The organism is Oceanococcus atlanticus, assembly GCF_002088235.1.
Classification (GTDB): domain Bacteria; phylum Pseudomonadota; class Gammaproteobacteria; order Nevskiales; family Oceanococcaceae; genus Oceanococcus; species Oceanococcus atlanticus.
This window is the reverse complement of the sequence record NZ_AQQV01000001.1, coordinates 1529707-1549094: the sequence shown is the minus strand read 5'-3', so window position 1 is coordinate 1549094 and position 19388 is coordinate 1529707. Positions and strand designations below refer to the sequence as shown.

18 protein-coding genes are annotated in these 19388 nt (G+C 62.9%); 11 read left to right on the top strand and 7 right to left on the bottom strand.

What is annotated here, in order from left to right:
* Positions 1–17 precede the first annotated feature (17 nt).
* A complete protein-coding gene (locus ATO7_RS07195) occupies positions 18–350 on the bottom strand; it encodes an STAS domain-containing protein (RefSeq protein WP_158523090.1) in 333 nt (110 codons plus the stop codon).
* A 241-nt stretch (positions 351–591) separates the two neighbouring features.
* Between ATO7_RS07195 and ATO7_RS07190 the strand changes: the two genes are divergently transcribed.
* The gene (locus ATO7_RS07190) at positions 592–1572 is read left to right on the top strand and encodes a YhdH/YhfP family quinone oxidoreductase (RefSeq protein WP_206044817.1); all 981 of its coding nucleotides are present in this window, start codon (positions 592–594) and stop codon (positions 1570–1572) included.
* Positions 1573–1645: 73 nt separating this feature from the next.
* On the opposite strand, the gene ATO7_RS07185 is transcribed toward ATO7_RS07190, so the two are convergent.
* Positions 1646–2383, bottom strand: coding sequence for an FKBP-type peptidyl-prolyl cis-trans isomerase (locus ATO7_RS07185; RefSeq protein WP_083560899.1), 738 nt, complete (start codon positions 2381–2383; stop codon positions 1646–1648).
* Between the two features lie 79 nt (positions 2384–2462).
* Positions 2463–4946 (bottom strand): glycerol-3-phosphate 1-O-acyltransferase PlsB, encoded by a 2484-nt coding sequence (plsB, locus tag ATO7_RS07180; protein ID WP_083560897.1) that lies wholly within the window; start codon positions 4944–4946, stop codon positions 2463–2465.
* A 116-nt stretch (positions 4947–5062) separates the two neighbouring features.
* Between plsB and ATO7_RS07175 the strand changes: the two genes are divergently transcribed.
* From ATO7_RS07175 to ATO7_RS07150, 6 genes are all read left to right on the top strand, one after another.
* Positions 5063–5524 carry a DUF4112 domain-containing protein gene (locus tag ATO7_RS07175; protein WP_158523089.1) on the top strand — a complete coding sequence of 154 codons (462 nt, stop codon included), beginning with the start codon at positions 5063–5065 and terminating at the stop codon, positions 5522–5524.
* 306 nt (positions 5525–5830) lie between these two features.
* The gene (locus tag ATO7_RS07170) at positions 5831–7654 is read left to right on the top strand and encodes an acyl-CoA dehydrogenase C-terminal domain-containing protein (RefSeq protein ID WP_083560893.1); all 1824 of its coding nucleotides are present in this window, start codon (positions 5831–5833) and stop codon (positions 7652–7654) included.
* A 188-nt stretch (positions 7655–7842) separates the two neighbouring features.
* Positions 7843–8994: a N(2)-acetyl-L-2,4-diaminobutanoate deacetylase DoeB2 gene (gene doeB2, locus ATO7_RS07165; RefSeq protein ID WP_083560891.1), complete on the top strand. Its 1152-nt coding sequence runs from the start codon at positions 7843–7845 to the stop codon at positions 8992–8994.
* 49 nt (positions 8995–9043) lie between these two features.
* Complete coding sequence (locus ATO7_RS07160) at positions 9044–10291, top strand: aspartate aminotransferase family protein (protein ID WP_083560889.1); 1248 nt, start codon at positions 9044–9046, stop codon at positions 10289–10291.
* 1 nt (position 10292) lies between these two features.
* The gene (doeA, locus tag ATO7_RS07155; RefSeq protein WP_083560887.1) at positions 10293–11543 is read left to right on the top strand and encodes an ectoine hydrolase; all 1251 of its coding nucleotides are present in this window, start codon (positions 10293–10295) and stop codon (positions 11541–11543) included.
* A complete protein-coding gene (locus tag ATO7_RS07150) occupies positions 11537–12907 on the top strand; it encodes an NAD-dependent succinate-semialdehyde dehydrogenase (RefSeq protein WP_083560885.1) in 1371 nt (456 codons plus the stop codon). The genes doeA and ATO7_RS07150 overlap by 7 nt, the downstream gene beginning before the upstream one ends.
* On the opposite strand, the gene ATO7_RS07145 is transcribed toward ATO7_RS07150, so the two are convergent.
* Positions 12904–13878: a 1-aminocyclopropane-1-carboxylate deaminase/D-cysteine desulfhydrase gene (locus ATO7_RS07145; protein ID WP_083560883.1), complete on the bottom strand. Its 975-nt coding sequence runs from the start codon at positions 13876–13878 to the stop codon at positions 12904–12906. The genes ATO7_RS07150 and ATO7_RS07145 overlap by 4 nt on opposite strands.
* A 62-nt stretch (positions 13879–13940) precedes the next feature.
* Here ATO7_RS07145 and ATO7_RS07140 point away from each other — a divergent pair, with 62 nt between their 5' ends.
* Entirely contained in the window at positions 13941–14615 is a 675-nt protein-coding gene (locus tag ATO7_RS07140) for a TetR/AcrR family transcriptional regulator (protein WP_158523088.1), read from the top strand.
* Here ATO7_RS07140 and ATO7_RS07135 read toward each other — a convergent pair.
* The 3 genes from ATO7_RS07135 to ATO7_RS07125 are packed head-to-tail and all read right to left on the bottom strand — an operon-like array spanning position 14602 to position 15988.
* Positions 14602–14790: a CPXCG motif-containing cysteine-rich protein gene (locus ATO7_RS07135; RefSeq protein WP_083560881.1), complete on the bottom strand. Its 189-nt coding sequence runs from the start codon at positions 14788–14790 to the stop codon at positions 14602–14604. The genes ATO7_RS07140 and ATO7_RS07135 overlap by 14 nt on opposite strands.
* Positions 14790–15470, bottom strand: a complete 681-nt coding sequence (locus ATO7_RS07130; protein ID WP_158523087.1) for an anti-sigma factor — start codon at positions 15468–15470, stop codon at positions 14790–14792. The genes ATO7_RS07135 and ATO7_RS07130 overlap by 1 nt, the downstream gene beginning before the upstream one ends.
* Positions 15455–15988, bottom strand: a complete 534-nt coding sequence (locus ATO7_RS07125; protein ID WP_083560877.1) for a sigma-70 family RNA polymerase sigma factor — start codon at positions 15986–15988, stop codon at positions 15455–15457. Before ATO7_RS07125 ends, ATO7_RS07130 begins: the two co-directional genes overlap by 16 nt.
* Positions 15989–16109: 121 nt before the next feature.
* Here ATO7_RS07125 and ATO7_RS07120 point away from each other — a divergent pair, with 121 nt between their 5' ends.
* From ATO7_RS07120 to ATO7_RS07110, 3 genes are read left to right on the top strand one after another with little or no spacing between them, the layout of a single operon-like run.
* Positions 16110–17357 carry an NAD(P)/FAD-dependent oxidoreductase gene (locus ATO7_RS07120; RefSeq protein ID WP_083560875.1) on the top strand — a complete coding sequence of 416 codons (1248 nt, stop codon included), beginning with the start codon at positions 16110–16112 and terminating at the stop codon, positions 17355–17357.
* Entirely contained in the window at positions 17357–18121 is a 765-nt protein-coding gene (locus ATO7_RS07115) for a DUF1365 domain-containing protein (protein WP_083560873.1), read from the top strand. The genes ATO7_RS07120 and ATO7_RS07115 overlap by 1 nt, the downstream gene beginning before the upstream one ends.
* A complete protein-coding gene (locus ATO7_RS07110; protein WP_083560871.1) occupies positions 18118–19386 on the top strand; it encodes an SAM-dependent methyltransferase in 1269 nt (422 codons plus the stop codon). The genes ATO7_RS07115 and ATO7_RS07110 overlap by 4 nt, the downstream gene beginning before the upstream one ends.
* Positions 19387–19388: the final 2 nt, after the last annotated feature.

Here is a 19388-nt window from a genome sequence, read left to right as displayed (position 1 = left end):
GCGCTGCGGAAGACCTCTCAGGCCGCGCGCAAGGCGTCGTCACGGCTGGCGCACAGAGTCACAACCTTATTGAAATGCAGCAGCGTGAGGGTTTCCAGCGGCTGATCATGCGCGGCGGCGAGCAGCAAGGTCGCCCCCTGCTGCTTGAGCTTGCGGTAACAGAATGCCAACAGGCCAACGCCGGTTGAATCCAGATAACTCACACCACCCAGGTCCATCACAACCCGGCTTGGCCTCTCCCTCAACACCTGCTCAAAAACGCGTCGCAACGCTGGCACATTGGCAGCATCCAGCTCGCCGTGTGGCGCAATGATCGTGCTCCCTTGCAAGGTTTCTTGTTCGATTTTCATTGTGAGTTGGCCATGCCTGAATGAAACGCATTGCATTGCGGTGGCGCTGATGGCGCGACACGCCGCGCATCCCTGTCGCATTGGGCAAACCGCACACCCCGGCAGCACGCGGTCTTGCTCGCAAACTAGCTTGAGCAAGTTTTCGCAAATTGCAACTTTTTCACCTCCAAGCTGCTAGCCGGGCCTACGCGCGCAGAGTACAGTCAGCGCCCCCACTGCGAATGGCATAAGGAGTCGGAACGTGAGTTACACCGCACTGCGCGTAATGGAAAAAGGCGCTGAAGCCAGCTTTGAAACAGTTGACCTCAAGCCGCTGGAAGCCGGTCAGGTCAGCATTGAGGTCGAGTATTCCTGTCTCAACTTCAAAGATGCTCTGGGCGTCACCGCCAGCAGTCCGATCATGCGCACGCTGCCTTGCACGGCAGGTATTGATCTGGCTGGCGTGGTCACCGAATCGCGCGATGAGCGCTACGCGCCGGGCGACAAGGTGCTGGCCTGTGGCGCCAACCTGGGCGAGCTGTACGACGGCGGCTTGGCCGAGATGGCCCAGGTTGACGGCGAATCACTGGTCGCCCTGCCCGATGACTTTTCGACCCGCGAAGCCATGATCTATGGCACCGCCGGTTTCACCGCAGCACTGGCGATGGTCAAGCTGCTGCGCAATGAGCAGAGCCCGGATCTGGGACCGATTGCGGTCACCGGCGCCACCGGCGGAGTCGGCTCGATTGCCATCGCACTGCTGTCCAACGCCGGCTTCGCACCGGCGGCCATTACCCGCAAACTGGATCAGGCCGAGTATCTGACCGGCCTGGGCGCCGCCGAAGTTGTGGACGCCACAGACTGCGGCAAGCCGGAGGGCGCACTGATGAAACCTCGCTGGGGTGGAGCCATCGACAATCTGGGCGGCGACATGTTGGCCTGGCTGATCGCGACCACCCGGCCGCACGGCAACATCGCCAGCATCGGTCTGGCCCAATCGATGAAGCTCAACACCACGGTTGCGCCGTTCCTGCTGCGCGGCATCAACCTGCTGGGCATACACTCGGTCGATATCCCCACAGCCTTGCGTCAAGGCACTTGGGCCCGCATTTTCGGCGATTGGCGGCTGGCTGACCCGGAGCGTTTCGTGCACCAAACCATTAGCCTGCAAGACGTCCCGGCTGCGTGTCGCAAGCTGATGGACGGCCAGGTTCACGGACGCTATCTGGTTAAAATGGGCTGATCGGAAAAATCTGCAGACAATAAAAAAGCCGGTCGAAACCGGCTTTTTTCTTTCTTGGGTTACCCCCCGAGGATCACTCCTCGGCTTGCTTCACTTCGATCAGTTCAACATCGAAGATCAGGGTCTGGTTGGGGCCGATCATCGCGCCCGCGCCGCGCTCACCGTAGGCCAGCTCCGGCGGGATGAACAGTTTGGCTTTACCACCCGGCTTGATCATTTGCAGGCCTTCGGTCCAGCCCTTGATCACGCCATTGAGTTTGAAAGTGGCCGGCTGACCGCGCTTGTGCGAGCTGTCAAACTCGGTGCCGTCGAGCAGCGTGCCGGTGTAATGCACCACCACGGTGTCGGTTGCGGCCGGGGCATCACCTTCACCTTCTTCAACAATCAGGTACTGCAGGCCGGATTCGGTGGTCTTCACACCGTCTTTGGCCGCATTTTCTTCGAGGAAGGCCTGACCTTCACTCAGATTGGCGTCGGCCTGCTCGGCGCGCTCCGCATTACGCTTTTCGGCGGCCTGCTTGTAGATCTTCTGCTTGACCTCGGCCATTTCCTGATCACTCAGGCGGGCGTCCTTTTCGTTGTACGCATCAGACAAACCGGCGGTCAGCGCGCCCAGGTCCACGTCCACTTCGCCCATCTGGCCCAGACGCGAGCCGATCTCGTAACCGGCCGAGTAGCTGAATTTCTGCGCATCGGTGTCGAGGGCGGCATCACCCGCCGATCCGGCCGGTGCAGCGCCATTCTGCTGGCACGCGCTGATCAGCAGCGCGCCACCCAGCGCCAGGGTTCCTGCCAGAGGCTTGAAAGTCATTGGGTTGTCTCGCTTTTGTGAAATGACAAGGCGCAGCACCTTATCCCTCGTCAGGCGCAAACGCAAGGTTGCGCAGGACTCAGTTTTCGGTGCGTGAGCCCACGCTGCGCGGGCGATGAACCAACTGCAGAATGGCCTGTCCGATGTCCGTTCCGAGCATGCCCAGCGAACGATCTGCCAGCTGGCCCACACGCATGTCGATAGCCAGGCGCTCATCACCCTTCTCCAGATCGTCTGCGGCCACCGGTATGAGCCAGCCTTTCTGCTTGAGCGTATCGACGAAACCACGGAACAGCGCTTTGTCGAAAAACTCCGGTGCATCGCGCCCGCTGACAATAGCCAGACGCTCAGCCATCAGCTGCGATTCTTTTTCAAAAGCCAGCCTGTGGATATGCCCTTCGCTCATGCGCGCCTGCAGCAGCAAGGCGTTGAGGGCGTAACGCTCCAGGGTCTCGCGCAGGATGTTGCCAAGCCGGGCCAGGGTGGCAAACTCTCGCGTGCTGACTGGCGGCGCAACCAGGCCGTAGCGCTCATCTTCATTCAGCAAGCCCAGTTTGAGCATGGCATCGATCAACGCCGCAATCTGGGTTTCCACATTCTCCAGCGGCCAGCGCAGGTGCAGCTCGGTACGTAGAAACGGATACAAATCGGTGGCCGCGGCAATCAGATCATCGCGCTCGACCCCGGGCCGGAAGCGGAAGAAGCTGGCCAGCAGGGAGGGCAGGGCGAAAGCATGCTGCACGCTGTTACGGGTGTAGGTCATGAGCACTGCATCGCGCGCTTCCGCGACCAGCAAATCGCCCCACGGATGCGCCACCCGATTCAGTGGCACCACCGGTTCAGCCTCGGCAACCAGCTCCTCCGCCGAAAGTGTCGGCAGCACGATATTGGGGCCGTACGGCGCGGCACGCTGCAGGGCCAGCCAGCTGTCGATCTGTTCGACCATTTCGTCTGCGGCGATAGCCCGTTGCGGCGTGGCCAGCAAGGTCATGGCGCTCAGGCCCGACGAACTCAGCACCACGGCGCCGTTAATACGTGTCATCACGCGCAGGCTCATCTGCTCGACAAACGGCGCCAGGCCCTCCGGCTGCTGACCTGCCTTGTACGGCGCATCATCCAGCCACTGGGGTTGATGCTCGCGGATGTAGTTGCCCAGCTCCAGCGGCTGACCGAAGGACAGATAGGCTTTGCCGTAGTTGCGGCTGAGCACCTTGCGGACTTTGAGGAACTCCCACACCGATTCCTTCTTGACCTTGCTGCCGCGCAACTCCTTGAAGTAACTGTTGACCTCGGCGACCTTGTCGTAGCCGATATAAACCGGAATCACCGTCACCGGTTTGTCGCTGCCACGCAGATAGCTCTCCGTCACCATGGCCATCATGCCGGTCTTGGGCTTGAGCAATCGACCAGTGCGGCTGCGCCCGCCTTCCGGATAGAAACTCATCGGGAAGCTGCGTGAGATGAGGAAATCCAGATAGGCACGAAAGGCCGCAGTGTAGAGCTTATTGCCACCAAAACTGCGGCGCAGGAAAAACGCCCCGCCACGGCGCAGAATCGAACCCACCGGCCAGAAATTGAGATTGATCCCGGCGGCAATATGCGGTGGCACCAGGCCCTCGTCATACAGCACGTAGGACAGCAGCAGATAATCCATGTGGCTGCGGTGCGACGGCATATAGATGACACCGCCCTGGGCCGCAGCATCCCGAGCGCGCTCGATGCGATGGATCTCGACCCCGTTGTAGACCCGGTTCCAGACCCAGGTCAGCAGCACATACAACACCCTCAGCGTGGTGGTGGAATACACCGCCGCGATTTCGTCGACATAGCGCCGCACCTTGTCGCGCAGCACCGCCGGGCGTTCGCCGGTGCGCCCAGCCTCTTCGCTGATCACGGCGCGCACGCCCGGATTGGCCAGCACGGCCTGGGTCACCTGGTTGCGGGTATACAGCGCCGGCCCCAGCGTGGCGTTGCGCTGACGCCGGAAGTGAAAACGGAAAACGCGAACCAGCTTCTGGGTGATGCGATCGTAATCCTGAGCTTCACCAATGAATTCGCGAAAGCGCACCGGCTTGCCGAAATTCATCACGATGTTGCGGCCGTTGGCCAGGATGATCAGAAACTTGCGCAGATAGCCCGGATTTTCCGCATCTGAGAACAAGATGCGAAACAGCGAGGTTTCCTTGCCCGGATCACGCCCCCAGAACAAGGACACCGGCACCAGCTGCAGATCAAAGTCCTGCTGTTCGCAGGCCTGACGATGCAGCTCACGCAACTGGCCTTTCTTGTCGAGCAGGACCGGCAGATACAGACACACCGCCTTGCCCTTGTCGGGCAGCTTGTTGCGGCTCTTGCGCACCGGCACGAGGCCTTCGCGCGCAACAAAATGCTCCAGCACCCAGCGGTCCACATAGCTGCGATAGGCCAGCACGTAGCACACCGGTATATCCGGGTCCAAAGCCAGGGTTTCGTGCAATCGGGTCGGTGAAATGGTTGCTCGCACCATGGCCAGCAGCGGCTTGCGCAGCCACCAGGTGAGGAACCAGATGATTTTGCCCAGCATAGGTCTTCCCAAAGCCGTACTGAAATGTCCGGCGGCGGCCTGCCTGGGGCCCGCTCTTGTCCGGCGCACCCAAGGGGGTGCAATCGGTGTAGTTTAACGGAATGGACCCTGCAACTTTGCCTGAAGCCCAAGCTCGCCGTGAGGCCGTGCGTCAACGTATCGGCACATTGGCCACCCTGCTGGACAGCGCTTTTCGCATACCCGGCACACGCATCCGCTTCGGTGTGGATGCCCTGATTGGCCTGATTCCGGGCATCGGCGACGTGTTCGGCGTCGCCCTGGGTCTGTGGATGATCTGGCAGGCACGCGGCGCGCGTGCGCCCCTGCCGCTGCAGCTCAAGATGCTGTTTAACCTGATTATCGAAGGTGTCATCGGCATTGTGCCCGTGCTTGGTGATGCCTTTGACGTGATGTGGCAGGCCAATCAGCGTAACCGGCGCATTCTGATCGACTGGATGGATGAGCAAGACCGCCGCCCGCCTCCGCCCCGGGGCCGAAGCTGGCTGTGGCTGGCGCTGGCGGCACTTGTATTGGTGGCCATACTGGCCTGGTTCTTAAGCACCCCCTCAGCACGCTGATCAACCCGGAATAAAGCCCGACAAAACCCCCATTCGGAGCCGTTTTTGCGCAGTGCAGCATCATCTGACTAGGCTTCTAGTCGGATTTATCCAGCCTATACAAGTGTTCTGCAAACACCCGAAATAGCTGGAAAAACAAGCCATTAGAAAACACTTGTACACGCAAGCCCGAGGCCGCGCATCCAAACGACCATACGGTGGAGTATTGATTGGTGCTAGTGTATTCGGCCCTATTGTTTGAACTGAGCGCGTCGCTCAAAAAGATTCCAGGCGCGAACCCCCAGCGCCCTGACCAGGAGAATTGGAATGCCTGAATTTAAAACGCCATTGCGCGACATGAAATTCCTGCTGCACGAAGTCTTTGACTACGACAGCCACTACGCCACCTTGCCCAACGGCGAAGAAGCCACGCCGGACGTGGTCGACGCGATTTTGGAAGAATCCGCGCGCTTTGCCGAAAGCGAAATCGCACCGATCAACCAATCCGGTGACGAAGAGGGCTGCAAGCTCGAAGACGGCAAGGTCACCACGCCCAAAGGCTTCAAGGAAGCCTATGACACCTACCGGGATTCCGGCTGGCCGTCGCTGAGCCACCCGACCGAGTACGGTGGCCAGGGTCTGCCCATGTCGCTGGGCCTGATCAAGCACGAGATCATGGCCACCGCCAACTGGTCATGGTCGATGTACCCGGGTCTGTCGATCGGTGCGATGAACACCATCTTCATCCACGGCACCGATGAGCAGAAACAGAAATACCTGAACCCGCTGGTCTCGGGCGAATGGATGGGCACCATGTGCCTGACCGAACCGCAGTGCGGCACCGACCTCGGCCAGGTCAAAACCAAGGCTGAGCCCAACGGCGACGGCACCTTCAAAATCACCGGAACCAAGATTTTCATCTCCTCCGGTGATCACGACATGACCGACAACATCATTCACGTGGTGTTGGCGCGTCTGCCCGGCGCGCCGGAAGGCACCCGCGGCATTTCGCTGTTCATCGTGCCGAAGATGAAAATCAACGCCGACGGCAGCGTGGGTGAGTCCAACAACGTGACCTGCGGCTCGCTCGAAAAGAAGATGGGCATCAAGGCCTCGGCCACCTGCGTGATGAACTTCGACGGCTCCGAAGCTGTGATGCTCGGGCCGGAGAACAAGGGCATGGAATGCATGTTCACGTTCATGAACACCGCCCGTATCGGCACCGCGATCCAGGGTGTGGCGCATTCCGAGCTGAGCTTCCAGGGCGCCCTGCGCTACGCCAAGGAACGTCGTTCCATGCGTTCGCTGTCGGGCAAGAAAGAGCCCGAGAAGCCCGCTGATGCGCTGATCTACCATGCCGACGTGCGACGCATGCTGCTGACCCAGAAGGCCATTACCGAAGGCGGTCGCGCGATGCTGTATCACGCTGCCAAGTTCGCCGACCTGATGGCCACCGGTGATCCCGAAGACTACAAGCAGTTCGACGACAAGCTGGGCTTCTTGACCCCGATTCTCAAGGGTTTCTTGACCGAGCTTGGCCTGGAATCAGCCAACCACGGCATGCAGGTCTTTGGTGGTCACGGCTACATCCGTGAGTGGGGCATGGAACAGATCGTGCGTGACGCGCGCATCTCCACCCTGTACGAAGGCACCACCGGCATCCAGGCGCTGGACCTGCTGGGCCGTAAGGTCATCATTCTGTCCCGCGGCAAGGCTGTGCCGGAATACACCGGCGAAATCCTGCGTTTCTGCGGCCACCACAACCCGATCACCGGCTCGCGCAAGCGTCGTGTGCTGCGTCGCTACGTCACCGAGCTGTCGCAGCTGGCGGTCAAGTGGAACTACATCACCGGTCGTATCCTGATGGCTGCACGCACCGACCGCGATGCCGTCGGCGCCGCTGCCTACGACTTCATGATGTTCTCGGGTTACGTGACCATGGGCTACTTCTGGGCCCAGATGGTCGCCGTGGCCTACGACAAGCTGGAGCATGGCGGTAACGAAACGCCGGAGTTCTACAAGGCCAAGATTCGCACCGCCGAGTTCTATCTGGACCGCATCCTGCCGCGCCAGATGGCTCACGCCGAAGCCTTGACCAACGGCCCGCGTACGCTGATGTCGCTGGACAACGACAGCTTCGTGTTCGAATAAGCGCGCGCCCCGCGCGATACCAAGCCCCGCTTCGGCGGGGCTTTTTTGTGCGCGATGGAATTTCCGGCGGCGAACGTTGACTTAGGTTAGACGGCGTTGCATGGTCTGGAGCGATCAGGGCATGGTCAACGCCCCGACCACATTCCGCGCGGAGCAAGCCTCACGCTTCGCCCCCAACTGGGAGACCCATGTCGCAGCCGTGGGACAATCTGGTTGAAGCCGCCACCACCCTGCGTCGGGAGCTTCATCAGTACCCGGAACTGCCCTGGGCTGAACACGCCACCGCCCAACGCCTGCGCGAGCAACTCGATGCGCTGGGCATCGCCTGGCGGGTGTGTGCCGACACCGGCACCGTAGCCACGCTCAACGCCCAGGCCAGCGGTCGTCACATCGCTTTACGCGCAGACATCGACGCCTTGCCCATCGAGGAAGATTCCGGAGCCAGCTGGAGTTCGCGTCACAGTGGCTGCATGCACGCCTGTGGGCATGACGGCCACGCCGCCACGCTGATCGGCGCCGCGCGCTGGCTCAAGCAGCATGAAGCCAGTCTGCCGGGTCCGGTCACGCTGCTGTTTCAGCCCGCCGAAGAAGGCGGCCATGGCGCCAAAAAGATGATCGAAGACGGCGCCCTGGATGGTGTCGATGCGATATTCGGCTGGCACAACTGGCCGGCGATACCGCTGGGACAAGCGGTCTGCCCCGACGGGCCGGTGATGTCGGCCAATGGCACGTTCCGCATCCGCGTGATCGGCCAGGGCGGACATGCCAGTCAACCCGAGTTGTGCCGGGACCCGGTGCTGGCCGCCGCCGCCATCACGCTGGCCTTGCAGCAGGTCGTCAGCCGCCGCATTGCGCCGCAAAAGGCGGCTGTGGTGAGCCTGACCAGCATCGACGCCGCCAGCGGCGATACCGTGATCCCCAATCAGGCGCTGCTGGGCGGCAGCATCCGGCTGTCTGACTCGGCCCTGCGCGAGCCGCTGGAGCAAGCCATCAGCGAGATCGCCGAACACACCGCCAACGCCTATGGCGTTCGCGCCGAGGTTGAACACATCCGGCGTTACGACGCGACGGTTAACCACGCCGACTGCGCGGAGCAATACCGCCAGGCCCTGGCCTGCGAATTCGGTCAAGCCTGGGAACACCAGCAGATCGACATTCCGATCATGGCCTCGGAAGATTTCAGCTACTACCTGCAGCAGATTCCCGGCGCCTTCGCCCTCGTCGGCAGCGCCACTGGCACGCAAACTGCGTGGCCATGTCACAGCCCGCATTACGACTTCAACGATGCACTGATCGCACCCATGGTCAGGATCTACAGCCGCCTCGCCGGCCTGGCCTGACCATTCACGCCAACCACCATGCTGCCCGCCGGGCGGTGAAGGAAACTCGATGGACGTATTCGAACAATGGGAATCCAACATTCGCGGCTATTGCCGGGCCTGGCCCACGGTCTTCAAAACCGCGAGCAACGCCCGCCAGACCGATGAAGAGGGCAACACCTACATCGATTTTTTTGCCGGTGCCGGGGTCCTCAACTTCGGTCACAACAACCCGCAGATGAAACAGGCCATCGTCGACTACATCCAGGCTGACGGCGTAACCCACAGCCTCGACATGTACACCACGGCCAAACGCGAATTCGTCACCGCCTTTGTCGAAACCGTGCTCAAGCCGCGCGGCATGAACCACAAGCTGCAGTTTGTCGGCCCAACCGGGACCAATGCGGTGGAAGCCGCGCTCAAACTGGCCCGACGGGTTACCGGCCGAACCCAGGTGGTGGCCTTCAGCCACGGCTTTCACGGTATGACCCTGGGCTCGCTGGCCTGCACGGCCAACGATTACTTCCGCGGCGCCGCCGGCGTACCGCTGGAGCATGTGCAGCGCCTGCCGTATCAGAGCGCCGAGCTCGACGGTGCTGACAGCCTGGCCGCCTACCGCGCCCTGCTGGCTGATGCCTCCAGCGGGCTCAAGCCCCCGGCCGCCTTTTTGCTCGAAGTGATTCAGGCGGAGGGCGGGGTCAACATCGCCACCCGTGATTGGCTGCATGAGGTCCAGGACCTGGCCCGCGAAACCGGCGCGCTGCTGATCATCGACGACATCCAGGTCGGCTGCGGGCGCACCGGTTCGTATTTCAGCTTTGACGGGCTGGATCTGGACCCGGACATCGTCACCCTGGCCAAGGGCATCGGCGGTTTCGGCACCCCGATGGCCATGAACCTGATCAAGCCAGAACACGACCAGCACTGGAATCCGGGCGAGCACACCGGCACCTTCCGCGGCCAGGACATTTCCTTTGTGGCCGGGCGCGAGGCGCTGCGCTACTTTGAAGACGAGGCCTTGATGAGCGAGGTCAAACGCAAAGGCCAGCGCATGGCCGAATGCGTCGAAAGCCTGGCCAGCGCCAATGCCGACAAAGGTTATGCAGCGCGTGGCGCGGGCATGATCCAGGCGCTGGACGTGGCCGACGGTGCGCGTGGCAAGGAGATCGCCAAGCGCTGTTTTGAAGCCGGCCTGCTAGTTGGCCCCTGCGGCACCGGCGGCAAGGTGATCAAGCTGATCCCGCCGCTGACCATCCCCGATGAGGACCTCGACGCCGGCCTCAAAACCCTGGAAACCATCGTCCGCGAGGTGGCCTGACATGCATGCCCGTGACGATATGACCTTTCCGTTCGAGGAATACGAGCGGCGCATCGGCGAGTTGCGTCAGCGTATGCAACAGCGGCTGCTCGATGCGGTGGTGATCACCGACCCGGAAAACCTGATGTATCTGACCGATTATCAGACCACCGGGTATTCGTTCTTTCAGGCGCTGGTGGTGCCGCTGGACAAAGAGCCGTTCATGATCACGCGCAAGCTCGAAGCCACCAATGTGCATGCCCGCACCTGGGTGGAAATCGTGCGCCCGTATCCGGACACCGGCGATGCCATCCAGATGCTGCTGGAATCACTGCGCGAATTCGGCCTGGCCGACAAATACGTAGGGTACGAGCGCAACAGTTATTTCTTCCCGGCCTACCACCAGGACTACATTCGCACCGCCTTCAAGAACGGCAAGCTGCTCGACTGCTTTGGCATTGTCGAGGAAGGCCGCATCTGCAAGTCAGAGGCTGAGCTGCAGATCATGCGCAAGGCCGCAGCCGCCACCGAAGCCGGCATGCAGGCAGGCTTTGAAGCCTGTGCAGCCGGCGTCACCGAAAACGAAATCGGTGCAGCGATCAGCTCGGGCATGTTCCGCGCCGGCGGCGAACCCCCGGCCGTCATGCCCTATGTGACCTCCGGCCCGCGCACGATGATCGGCCACGCCACCTGGGAAGGCCGCAGCGTGCAACCCGGCGAGCACATCTTTCTGGAGGTCGGCGGCTGCTACCGGCGCTACCACACCGCCATGATGCGCACCGTGGTGCTGGATGGCCTGTCCAAATCGATGGAAAAGGCCCAGGAGCGGATGAAGCTGGCCTTGCGCGAGATCAAGGCCGCGGTGCGCCCGGGCCTGACCGTCAGCGATGCCGACAACCTGGTCCGCGACATCATCACCGAGAATGACATCGGTGCCGATCTGATCACGCGCTCGGGTTATTCCATCGGTATTGCCTTCCCGCCGAGCTGGGACGAGGGCTATATCGTCAGCCTCAAGCAGGGTGATTCGCGTGTCATGCGTCCGGGCATGACCTTCCACATCATCCCCTGGATGTGGGCGGTCGACGGCAACAAGACCTGCGGCATTTCCGACACGATCTATGTCACCGACACCGGCTGCGCGTCCTTTTTCAGCCTGGACGAGGACTTTGTGTGCAAGCCGGAGCACGCCACGCCGCCCACCAAACGCAAGCACAGCGGCAACGGCAAACCCGCCAGCGACAACGATGCCAAGGAGGTTCAGACATGCTGATCGCAACCGATCCCAGCAATGCTCGGGTCATCCGCGAAATCGAAACCCTGAGCCAGGCCCAGCGCGAGCAGCTGCTGGCCCGCTCGGATGCGGCCTGGCCGGACTGGGCGACGCGCAGCTTTGCCCAGCGCGGTGAGGTCTTGCGCGCCGTGGCCAACCAGCTGCGCCAGGATCGCGAGCACCTTGCGCTGCTGATGACCGAGGAAATGGGCAAGCCGATCAAGGAAGCCCGCGCCGAAGTCGACAAAGCCACCTGGTGTGCCGAGCATTATGCCGAGCACGCCGAGGATTACCTCAAACCGCTGACCCTGGCTTCGGACGCCAGCCACAGTTACGTGCAGCACCTGCCGCTTGGCCCGGTGCTCGGCATCCTGCCGTGGAACGCCCCGATGTGGCTGGCTTTTCGCTTCTGTGCGCCGGCACTGATGGCCGGCAACACCTGCGTGGTCAAGCACGACCCGCATGTGCCGGGTTGTGCCCAGGCACTGGCCGAAAGCTTTGACAAGGCCGGCGCGCCGCAGGACATCTACCTCAATCTGCCGCTGGCCAACCCGGATGTGGAGGCGGCAATCCGCGACCCGCGCATCCACGCGGTGTCGTTTACCGGCTCGGATCGCGCCGGCGCGCAGGTCGCGGCCATGGCGGCCTCGGAAATCAAACCCTCGGTGCTGGAGCTGGGCGGCTCCGATCCCTGCATCGTGCTGGCCGACGCCGACCTCGACAAAGCGGCGGACATCATCACCCTGTCGCGCATCATCAACGCCGGCCAGTCCTGCATCGCAGCCAAACGCATCATCGTTGAAGCGCCGGTTTACGACGCCATGGTCGAACGCCTGGCCGAACGGCTGAGCAAGCTGGTCATGGGCGATCCGCGCGAGGAGAGCACCGATGTGGGCCCGATCGCGCGTGAGGATCTGCGCGACAACCTGGCCCGCCAGGTTCAGCTCAGCATCGAGGCCGGCGCACGCTGCCTGCTGGGTGGTGAAGTGCCGCCGGGGCCGGGCTTTTTCTACCCGGTCACGCTGCTCGCCAATGTCACGCCCGAAATGGCCGCCTTCCGCGAAGAGACTTTCGGCCCGGTGGCAGTGGTGATCCGCGCGGATGACGAAGCCCATGCGCTGGACATGGCCAATGACACCCCCTACGGGCTGGCTGCCAGCGTGTGGAGCAGCGCCACCCGGGGCGAAGCCCTGGCGGCAAAAATTCGCGCCGGTCAGGTCGCGGTCAACGGCATCGTCAAAACCGATCCACGGCTACCCAGCGGCGGGATCAAACGCTCCGGCTACGGCCGCGAACTGGGACCACACGGCATTCATGCCTTCGTCAACGCCCAGCAGGTCTGGGTCGGCCCGGTGAAAACCTAGGTACTGCTCAGAGTGTGCCAGTACAGCACCTCGCCGGGTGCTGTATCGGCACGCAAGGCAGCAAAGGCCTTGGCTGTGTAGGTCAGATCCAGCGCGACGCCTACGGCCTGCTCAAACGCCGTCGCGGCCTGCTCGGCAGCCACGGTGGGGTGTCCGTAACCCGGTCCCAGCCAACGATCATCCAGCAGCACTTCAGGACAATCTGCCGGCCAGCACAGCTCGTGCCTTTCAAGCCAGCACAGGCTGCGACGCATCAAGGCCTGGATGGTTTTCGGCGTACACGCATCGAACAGCCCCAGCCGGGCATCGGCAACCTGCACGCCAATCACCTGGGTGTCCCAACCGGCCAGCGCCACCCCCAGGGTCAATCCGGCCAGGGTTGAACCCGAACTGGTCGCACAGTAGATCCGCGCCGGCCGTGGCGCTTCACCGGCATCAACCTGCTCGGCCAGTTCCAGCGCCGCGTTCACAAACGCCAGCGTGCCCAGCTCACCCGAACCACCGGCAAACAGGAACAGCGTGTCGCGGCGCAAACGGCGTGGATGCAGGTAGAACCGCGCCACCGTGCGCGCCAGCGACCCGCAGGGTGTGCAGATCGCGCCGCTGGCCTGCAGACGGGCGCGGTTTTCACGCACATGCGCGGAATCCGGCTGATCGAACAGCAGCACTTCGCACTCCAGGCCCAATGCGCGGCAAAACAGCGCCGTGGCCAGGCCATGGTGGGTTCCGGTGGCGCCGAAGGTGACCACCCGACGCTGGCCTGCACGCTGCGCTGCGGCGAGTATGAATTCCAGCTTGCGAACCTTGTTGCCGCCGTAGTCGGGGTGGCTCAGATCGTCGCGCTTGATCCACACCGCGCGCCCGTCGATCTCGACGCGCTGCAGCGGGGTCGGCAGATGGGCGAATCCGGCGCAGGGCAGATGCGCGGCAATTCCCGGCAATGCGTTGTCGATCGGGCGAAAAGCATTCATGCCGGCATTCTATCGCGCCCTCACGGGTGTTGAGCGTGGCGCGGATCGCTTATCGTTGCACCATGGCCCTGAACACTTCACTGCCCAACCCGCTGCGTAAATCGGCCCGCCGCTATGCCGGACAGAGCTCCGAGGAACGCCAGCGAGAGCGCCGCAAACGTCTGATGAACACGGCCTTCGAGCTGTTCACCAGCGACGGCTACCAGAACACCACGGTGGAACGCATTTGCAGCGAAGCCAAGGTCACCACGCGACATTTCTATCAGCATTTTCGCAACCGCGAGGCGCTGCTTGAGGCGCTGCTGGCGCGGCTGCGTGAGGAAGTCACCGCGGTGGTGCTCAACGCCATGGAGAAACGCAGTGACCCGATGCAGCGGGCCATGCTCACGGTTCAGGCGTTTGTCGATTACTACCTTGGCGATCCGCGTCGTGCCCGCATCGGTAGTGTCGAATCGGTCGGCGTCAGCCCGCGACTGGAAGCATTGCGGCGCAAGTCAGTGCGCCAGTTCGCCCAGCTCATCACCATTGCCGCCAATGATCTGGTCGCAGCCGGCCAGTTGCCGGACCGCGATTACCACCTGCCGGCCGTGGCACTGGTCGGCGCCACCCATGAGCTGATCGCGGAATGGCTGACCGGCGACACCGGACTGGATGCGGCAGCGATATCGCGTGAGGTCAGCGGCATGTTCGAGGCCCTGATCGTCGGCGCGCGCGAACTCGGCACTACTCCGCGCTGAGATACACCTCGGCCTGACCGGTGGCATCAAAGTGCACCGTGACCTCGATCGGCCGGCAGCACACAAAGCAATCCTCAACATAATGTTGCTGCTCGACACTGCCATCGATCAGCAGACTGATGCTTTCACCACACCATGGGCAAACGCCCTCGCTCTCCTGCAGCGCGTCAGGCATCAAGCGCTGGGGAATTTCTCGATGGCGATGATCGGGCCGGTGGCCTGACCGGTCGGCGAACCGCCCGGCGGCTCCACACTAACCGCCAGACCGATGCCCTCGGACAGCGGCAGACGTGCTTCGATGCGCTGACGCTGACCATCCACTTCACTGATCAGACCCAAGGATTTCGGTGCACTGCCGTCAACCAGCAGCCACAGCTCCAGGTCCTGCTGGCTGGTCAGATCCGGCGTGGAAACCACCTTTACATCGATCCAGTTGTGGGTCTTGTCGACCGCGAACTGCCAGCGCACCTGGCCTTCTTCGGTGGCCAGCGTGACCGCGAAGTCCGGGGTGATGGTCGGCGTCCACGGCGCCCACAGCATGACGCTGACCGCAGCGACCACGGCAAAGCCCAGTGCCGGCAGCCAGGGCAGGCGACGCACCGCATCCTCACCACGCGCCCAGCCCAGCCGCGCCTCGATGGCCGGCAGCAGGCTGCGCGCCGGTTTTTGCGGGGGCAGGGCGCACAAGGGCGCAAAAGCCTGCTCCCAGAAACGCACCGCCTCGCGCACGCTGGCGCTGTCTGCCATGGCGCGCTCGAAACGGCGCCGCGCCGGGCCACGCAAGGTGCCCAGTACATAGGCGCCGGCCAGTTGTTCCCGCAGTGGGCTGCGCTCCAGATTCATCGGCTCAGACACTCCCGCAAGGCCTGCAGGCCGCGCCGTATCCAGCTTTTCACCGTACCCAGCGGGGACGCCAGGCGCTCGCTCAGTTCCGAATGACTCAGGCCTTCGATGTAGGCCATGGCAATGGTGCGGCGCTGCTCTTCGCTCAGATCATCCAGGCACACCTGCAGATCGCTACCGGTCATCAGACGGCCGATGGCATCGGACTCGTCTGCAGCATCCGGCAGCTCATCAAAGGTGTGCTCGCGCGGCGCCTTACGCACCGCATCCAGCGCCCGATATCGCACGATGGTGCTCATCCAGGCCCCGGCTGACCCGCGCTCGGCGTGAAACTCGCCGGCCTTGTTCCAAATCTGTATGTACGCATCTTGCAATGCCTCTTCGGCCTTGTCCCGTTGCCTCAAGATACGCAGCGCAACCGGAAACAGATGCGCCACAGTCATTTCGTACAACTGCCGAAACGCATCCCGGTTGCCTAGGGCAACCTGGGCCAGCAGCGATTGGGCCTGTTCGGGGAAAGGAGCGCTCATGCGGCGAGCATGCCAAGCGTATCCGGGTCAGGCAAGACGCCGGACAAAATATTTTCGCCCGCCTGCATCCAATCTCCACGCAACCGCGTAAATGGGATATCTCAGAGATTCGGAGCGGGTCTTGCGTATCGCAATTATCGGCGGCGGGATTGCAGGTCTGGCGACAGCCTACGGCCTTGATGCCCACCACGACGTGGTTTTGTTTGAAGCAGCCGACTGGCTGGGTGGGCATACCCACACGGTGGATGTGCCGCTGACGCTGGCATCGGGGGCGACCCACAACTATGCCGTGGATACCGGTTTCATCGTTTTCAACGACGCCACCTACCCGCATTTTATTCGTCTGCTCGGTCAGCTGGGGCTGCAAGGCCAGGCCACCGACATGAGCTTTTCGGTCGCCAACGGGTCGCTGGAATACGCCAGCCACAGCCTTGATGGCCTGTTCGCGCAACGCCGACGCCTGCTTTCCGTGGCGCACCTGAACATGCTGCGGGAAATCCTGCGCTTCAACCGCCAGGCGCGGCAGCTGGTCGGTCGCGACGACCCGCGCACGCTGGCTGAATTCCTCGCTGGCGAAGGCTATTCCGACACCTTTCGCGACAGTTACCTGTTACCCCTTTGCGCCGCGATCTGGTCCGCTTCTCTCCTGGATGCCCAGCACTTCCCGGCTGACCATTTCGCGCGCTTTTTTAACAACCACGGGCTGTTGCAGTTGCGCGACCGCCCGCAGTGGCGGGTGGTGCCCGGCGGCTCGCGCAGCTACGTCGAGCGCCTGCAGGAGCGTCTGAGCGCCGAACTGCGCCTGAGCTGCCCGGTGGAATCGGTGCAACGCCACCCGGAGCGGGTGGAAATCCGCTCAAGCGCCGGCAGCGAACAGTTCGATCAGGTGGTGTTTGCCTGTCACAGCGATCAGGCCCTGAGCCTGCTGGCCGACCCCAGCGCTCAGGAACAAGCCATCCTGGGCGCGCTGCCTTATGTCGACAACGACGTGGTGCTGCACACCGACGCCTCAATCCTGCCGCACAACCCGCGCGCCTGGGCCTCGTGGAATTTCCGCGTCAGCCCGGATCGCGGTCGCGCCGCCGCCATCACCTACCACATGAACCGCCTGCAAGGCCTGGAGGCGCCGGTGGAGTTCTGTGTGACCCTGAATCAGTCGGACCGGATCGACCCGGCCCGCGTCATCGAGCGTTACCGCTACGCCCACCCGCTGTACACCCCGCACTCGAATCAGGCCCGTGCGCAGCGTGCTCAGATCAATGGCCAGCAACGCAGCTGGTATTGTGGTGCGTACTGGTACAACGGCTTCCACGAAGATGGCGCGCGCAGCGCCCTGGACGTCGCACAGGCACTGGGAGGCGGCTGGTGATGCACAGCGCGGCGGCATATGGCTGGGTTCGGCACCGGCGCTTCTCGCCACGTGTGCATGATTTCCGCTATCGCCTGTCGATGCTGTATCTCGATCTCGACGAGGCCGAAGACCTGCTGCGCAAGCACCCGTTGTGGTCATATCAGCGCCGCAATGTGGCGTGCGTCCTGCGGCGCGATCATCTGCGCGGCGGCGCCGACGATCTGGCCAGCGCGGTGCGTGACCAAATCGAGGCCTTCTCCGGCGAACGTCCGCAAGGCCCCATCCGCCTGCTCACCCAGCCGCGCTACTTCGGCTACTGCATCAATCCGGTCAGCATCTACTTCGTGTGGTCGGCCGATGGCCAGACGCTCGACTGGCTGCTACTGGAGGTCCACAACACGCCGTGGGATGAACAGCACGCCTACATCCTGCGCTGGCCGTCCTCGGGTAGCGTCGACTTCGAAAAGCTCATGCATGTCTCGCCGTTCATGCCCATGGACATGAGCTACCGCCTGCGCCTGCGTCAGGCGCCGGGCGAGAGCCTGGTGATCGGGCTGGAAAACCATCGCGCTGGCGAACGGGTGTTCGCCGCCAGCCTGAAGCTGGACCTCAAACCGCTGAATCTGCGCAGCCTGACCGGCCTGCTGCTGCGCACACCACTGATGACGCTGAAGATTGCCGCAGCGATCTACTTCCAGGCCCTGCGCATCAAACTCAAAGGTGTGCCTTACGTGCCCTATCCGGGCCGTCACACCGCCAAACCCTCAGGAGTGCCCCGATGACCACCACGTTGTCGCTTGCTGAACCGCTGTCGACACCCCGGCTGCCCGATGCGCTGCTGCGTGTACTGCGCCGCTCGCTGTTCCGGACGCTCGAAAGCCTGAGCAGTGGTCAGCTGCGCATCACCGAGCCTGACGGCAGCGTGACCCAGCTCGGCGCGGCAGGCACGCCCTGCCACGAGCTTACGGTGCTCGACCGCAATGTTTACGCCTACCTTGCCTTCGGTGGTTCAACCGGCGCTGGGCAGGCCTGGATCCTGGGGCTTTGGGATGCGCCCGACGTGGTCGCCGTCACCCGCCTGTTCCTGCGCGAACGCGATACTCTGGCGGCCATGGACACCGGCGCCCTGACCTGGCTGCGCGCGCCGCTGTACAAGGGACTGGAATGGCGCCGTCGCAACACCGTCGAGGGCAGCCGCCGCAACATTCAGGCCCACTACGATCTGGGCAACGACTTCTTCAAGCTGTTCCTCGACGACAGCATGACCTACTCCGCCGGTGTGTTTGCCAACCAGGCCACCACACTGGCCGAATCACAGCACGCCAAATACGACCTGATCTGCCGCAAGCTCAATCTGGGTGCCGATGATCACGTGCTCGAGATCGGCACCGGCTGGGGCGGCCTGGCCCTGCACGCGGCGACCCACTTCGGTGCCCGCGTAACCACCACGACCATCTCCGAAGAGCAGTACGCGCTGGCCACGCAACGCGTGCACGAAGCCGGCCTGGACGGGCGCATTCACGTGCTCAAGCAGGACTACCGCACGCTGGAAGGCCGCTACGACAAACTGATTTCGATCGAGATGATCGAAGCGGTGGGCCACGCCTTTCTGCCCACCTATTTCCGCCAGATCGAGCGTTTGCTGGTTCCCCATGGCGAAGCGTTGATCCAGGCCATCACGATCCAGGATCAGTATTACGAACAGATGCGCCGCGGCACCGACTTCATCCGTGAGCACGTTTTCCCCGGCGGTCACCTGCCTTGCGTGCGCGAGATGCTGCGTGTCACCGCCGAGCACACCCAACTGCGCCTGTTCGATCTGGAGGATTTCGGCCAGGACTACGCCCGCACCCTGGAGCATTGGCGCCGCGCCTTTGTGGCTGCGCTGCCGCAGGTCCGCAATCTGGGCTACTCGGACGAGTTCTGCCGCCTGTGGGATTTCTACCTGGCCTCCTGCGAAGCCGGCTTCCGCGAGGCCACCACCAGCGTGGTCCATGCCCATTTCACCAAACCGGCCTGTGCGCGCGAGCGCCACGACTTCGAGTAGAT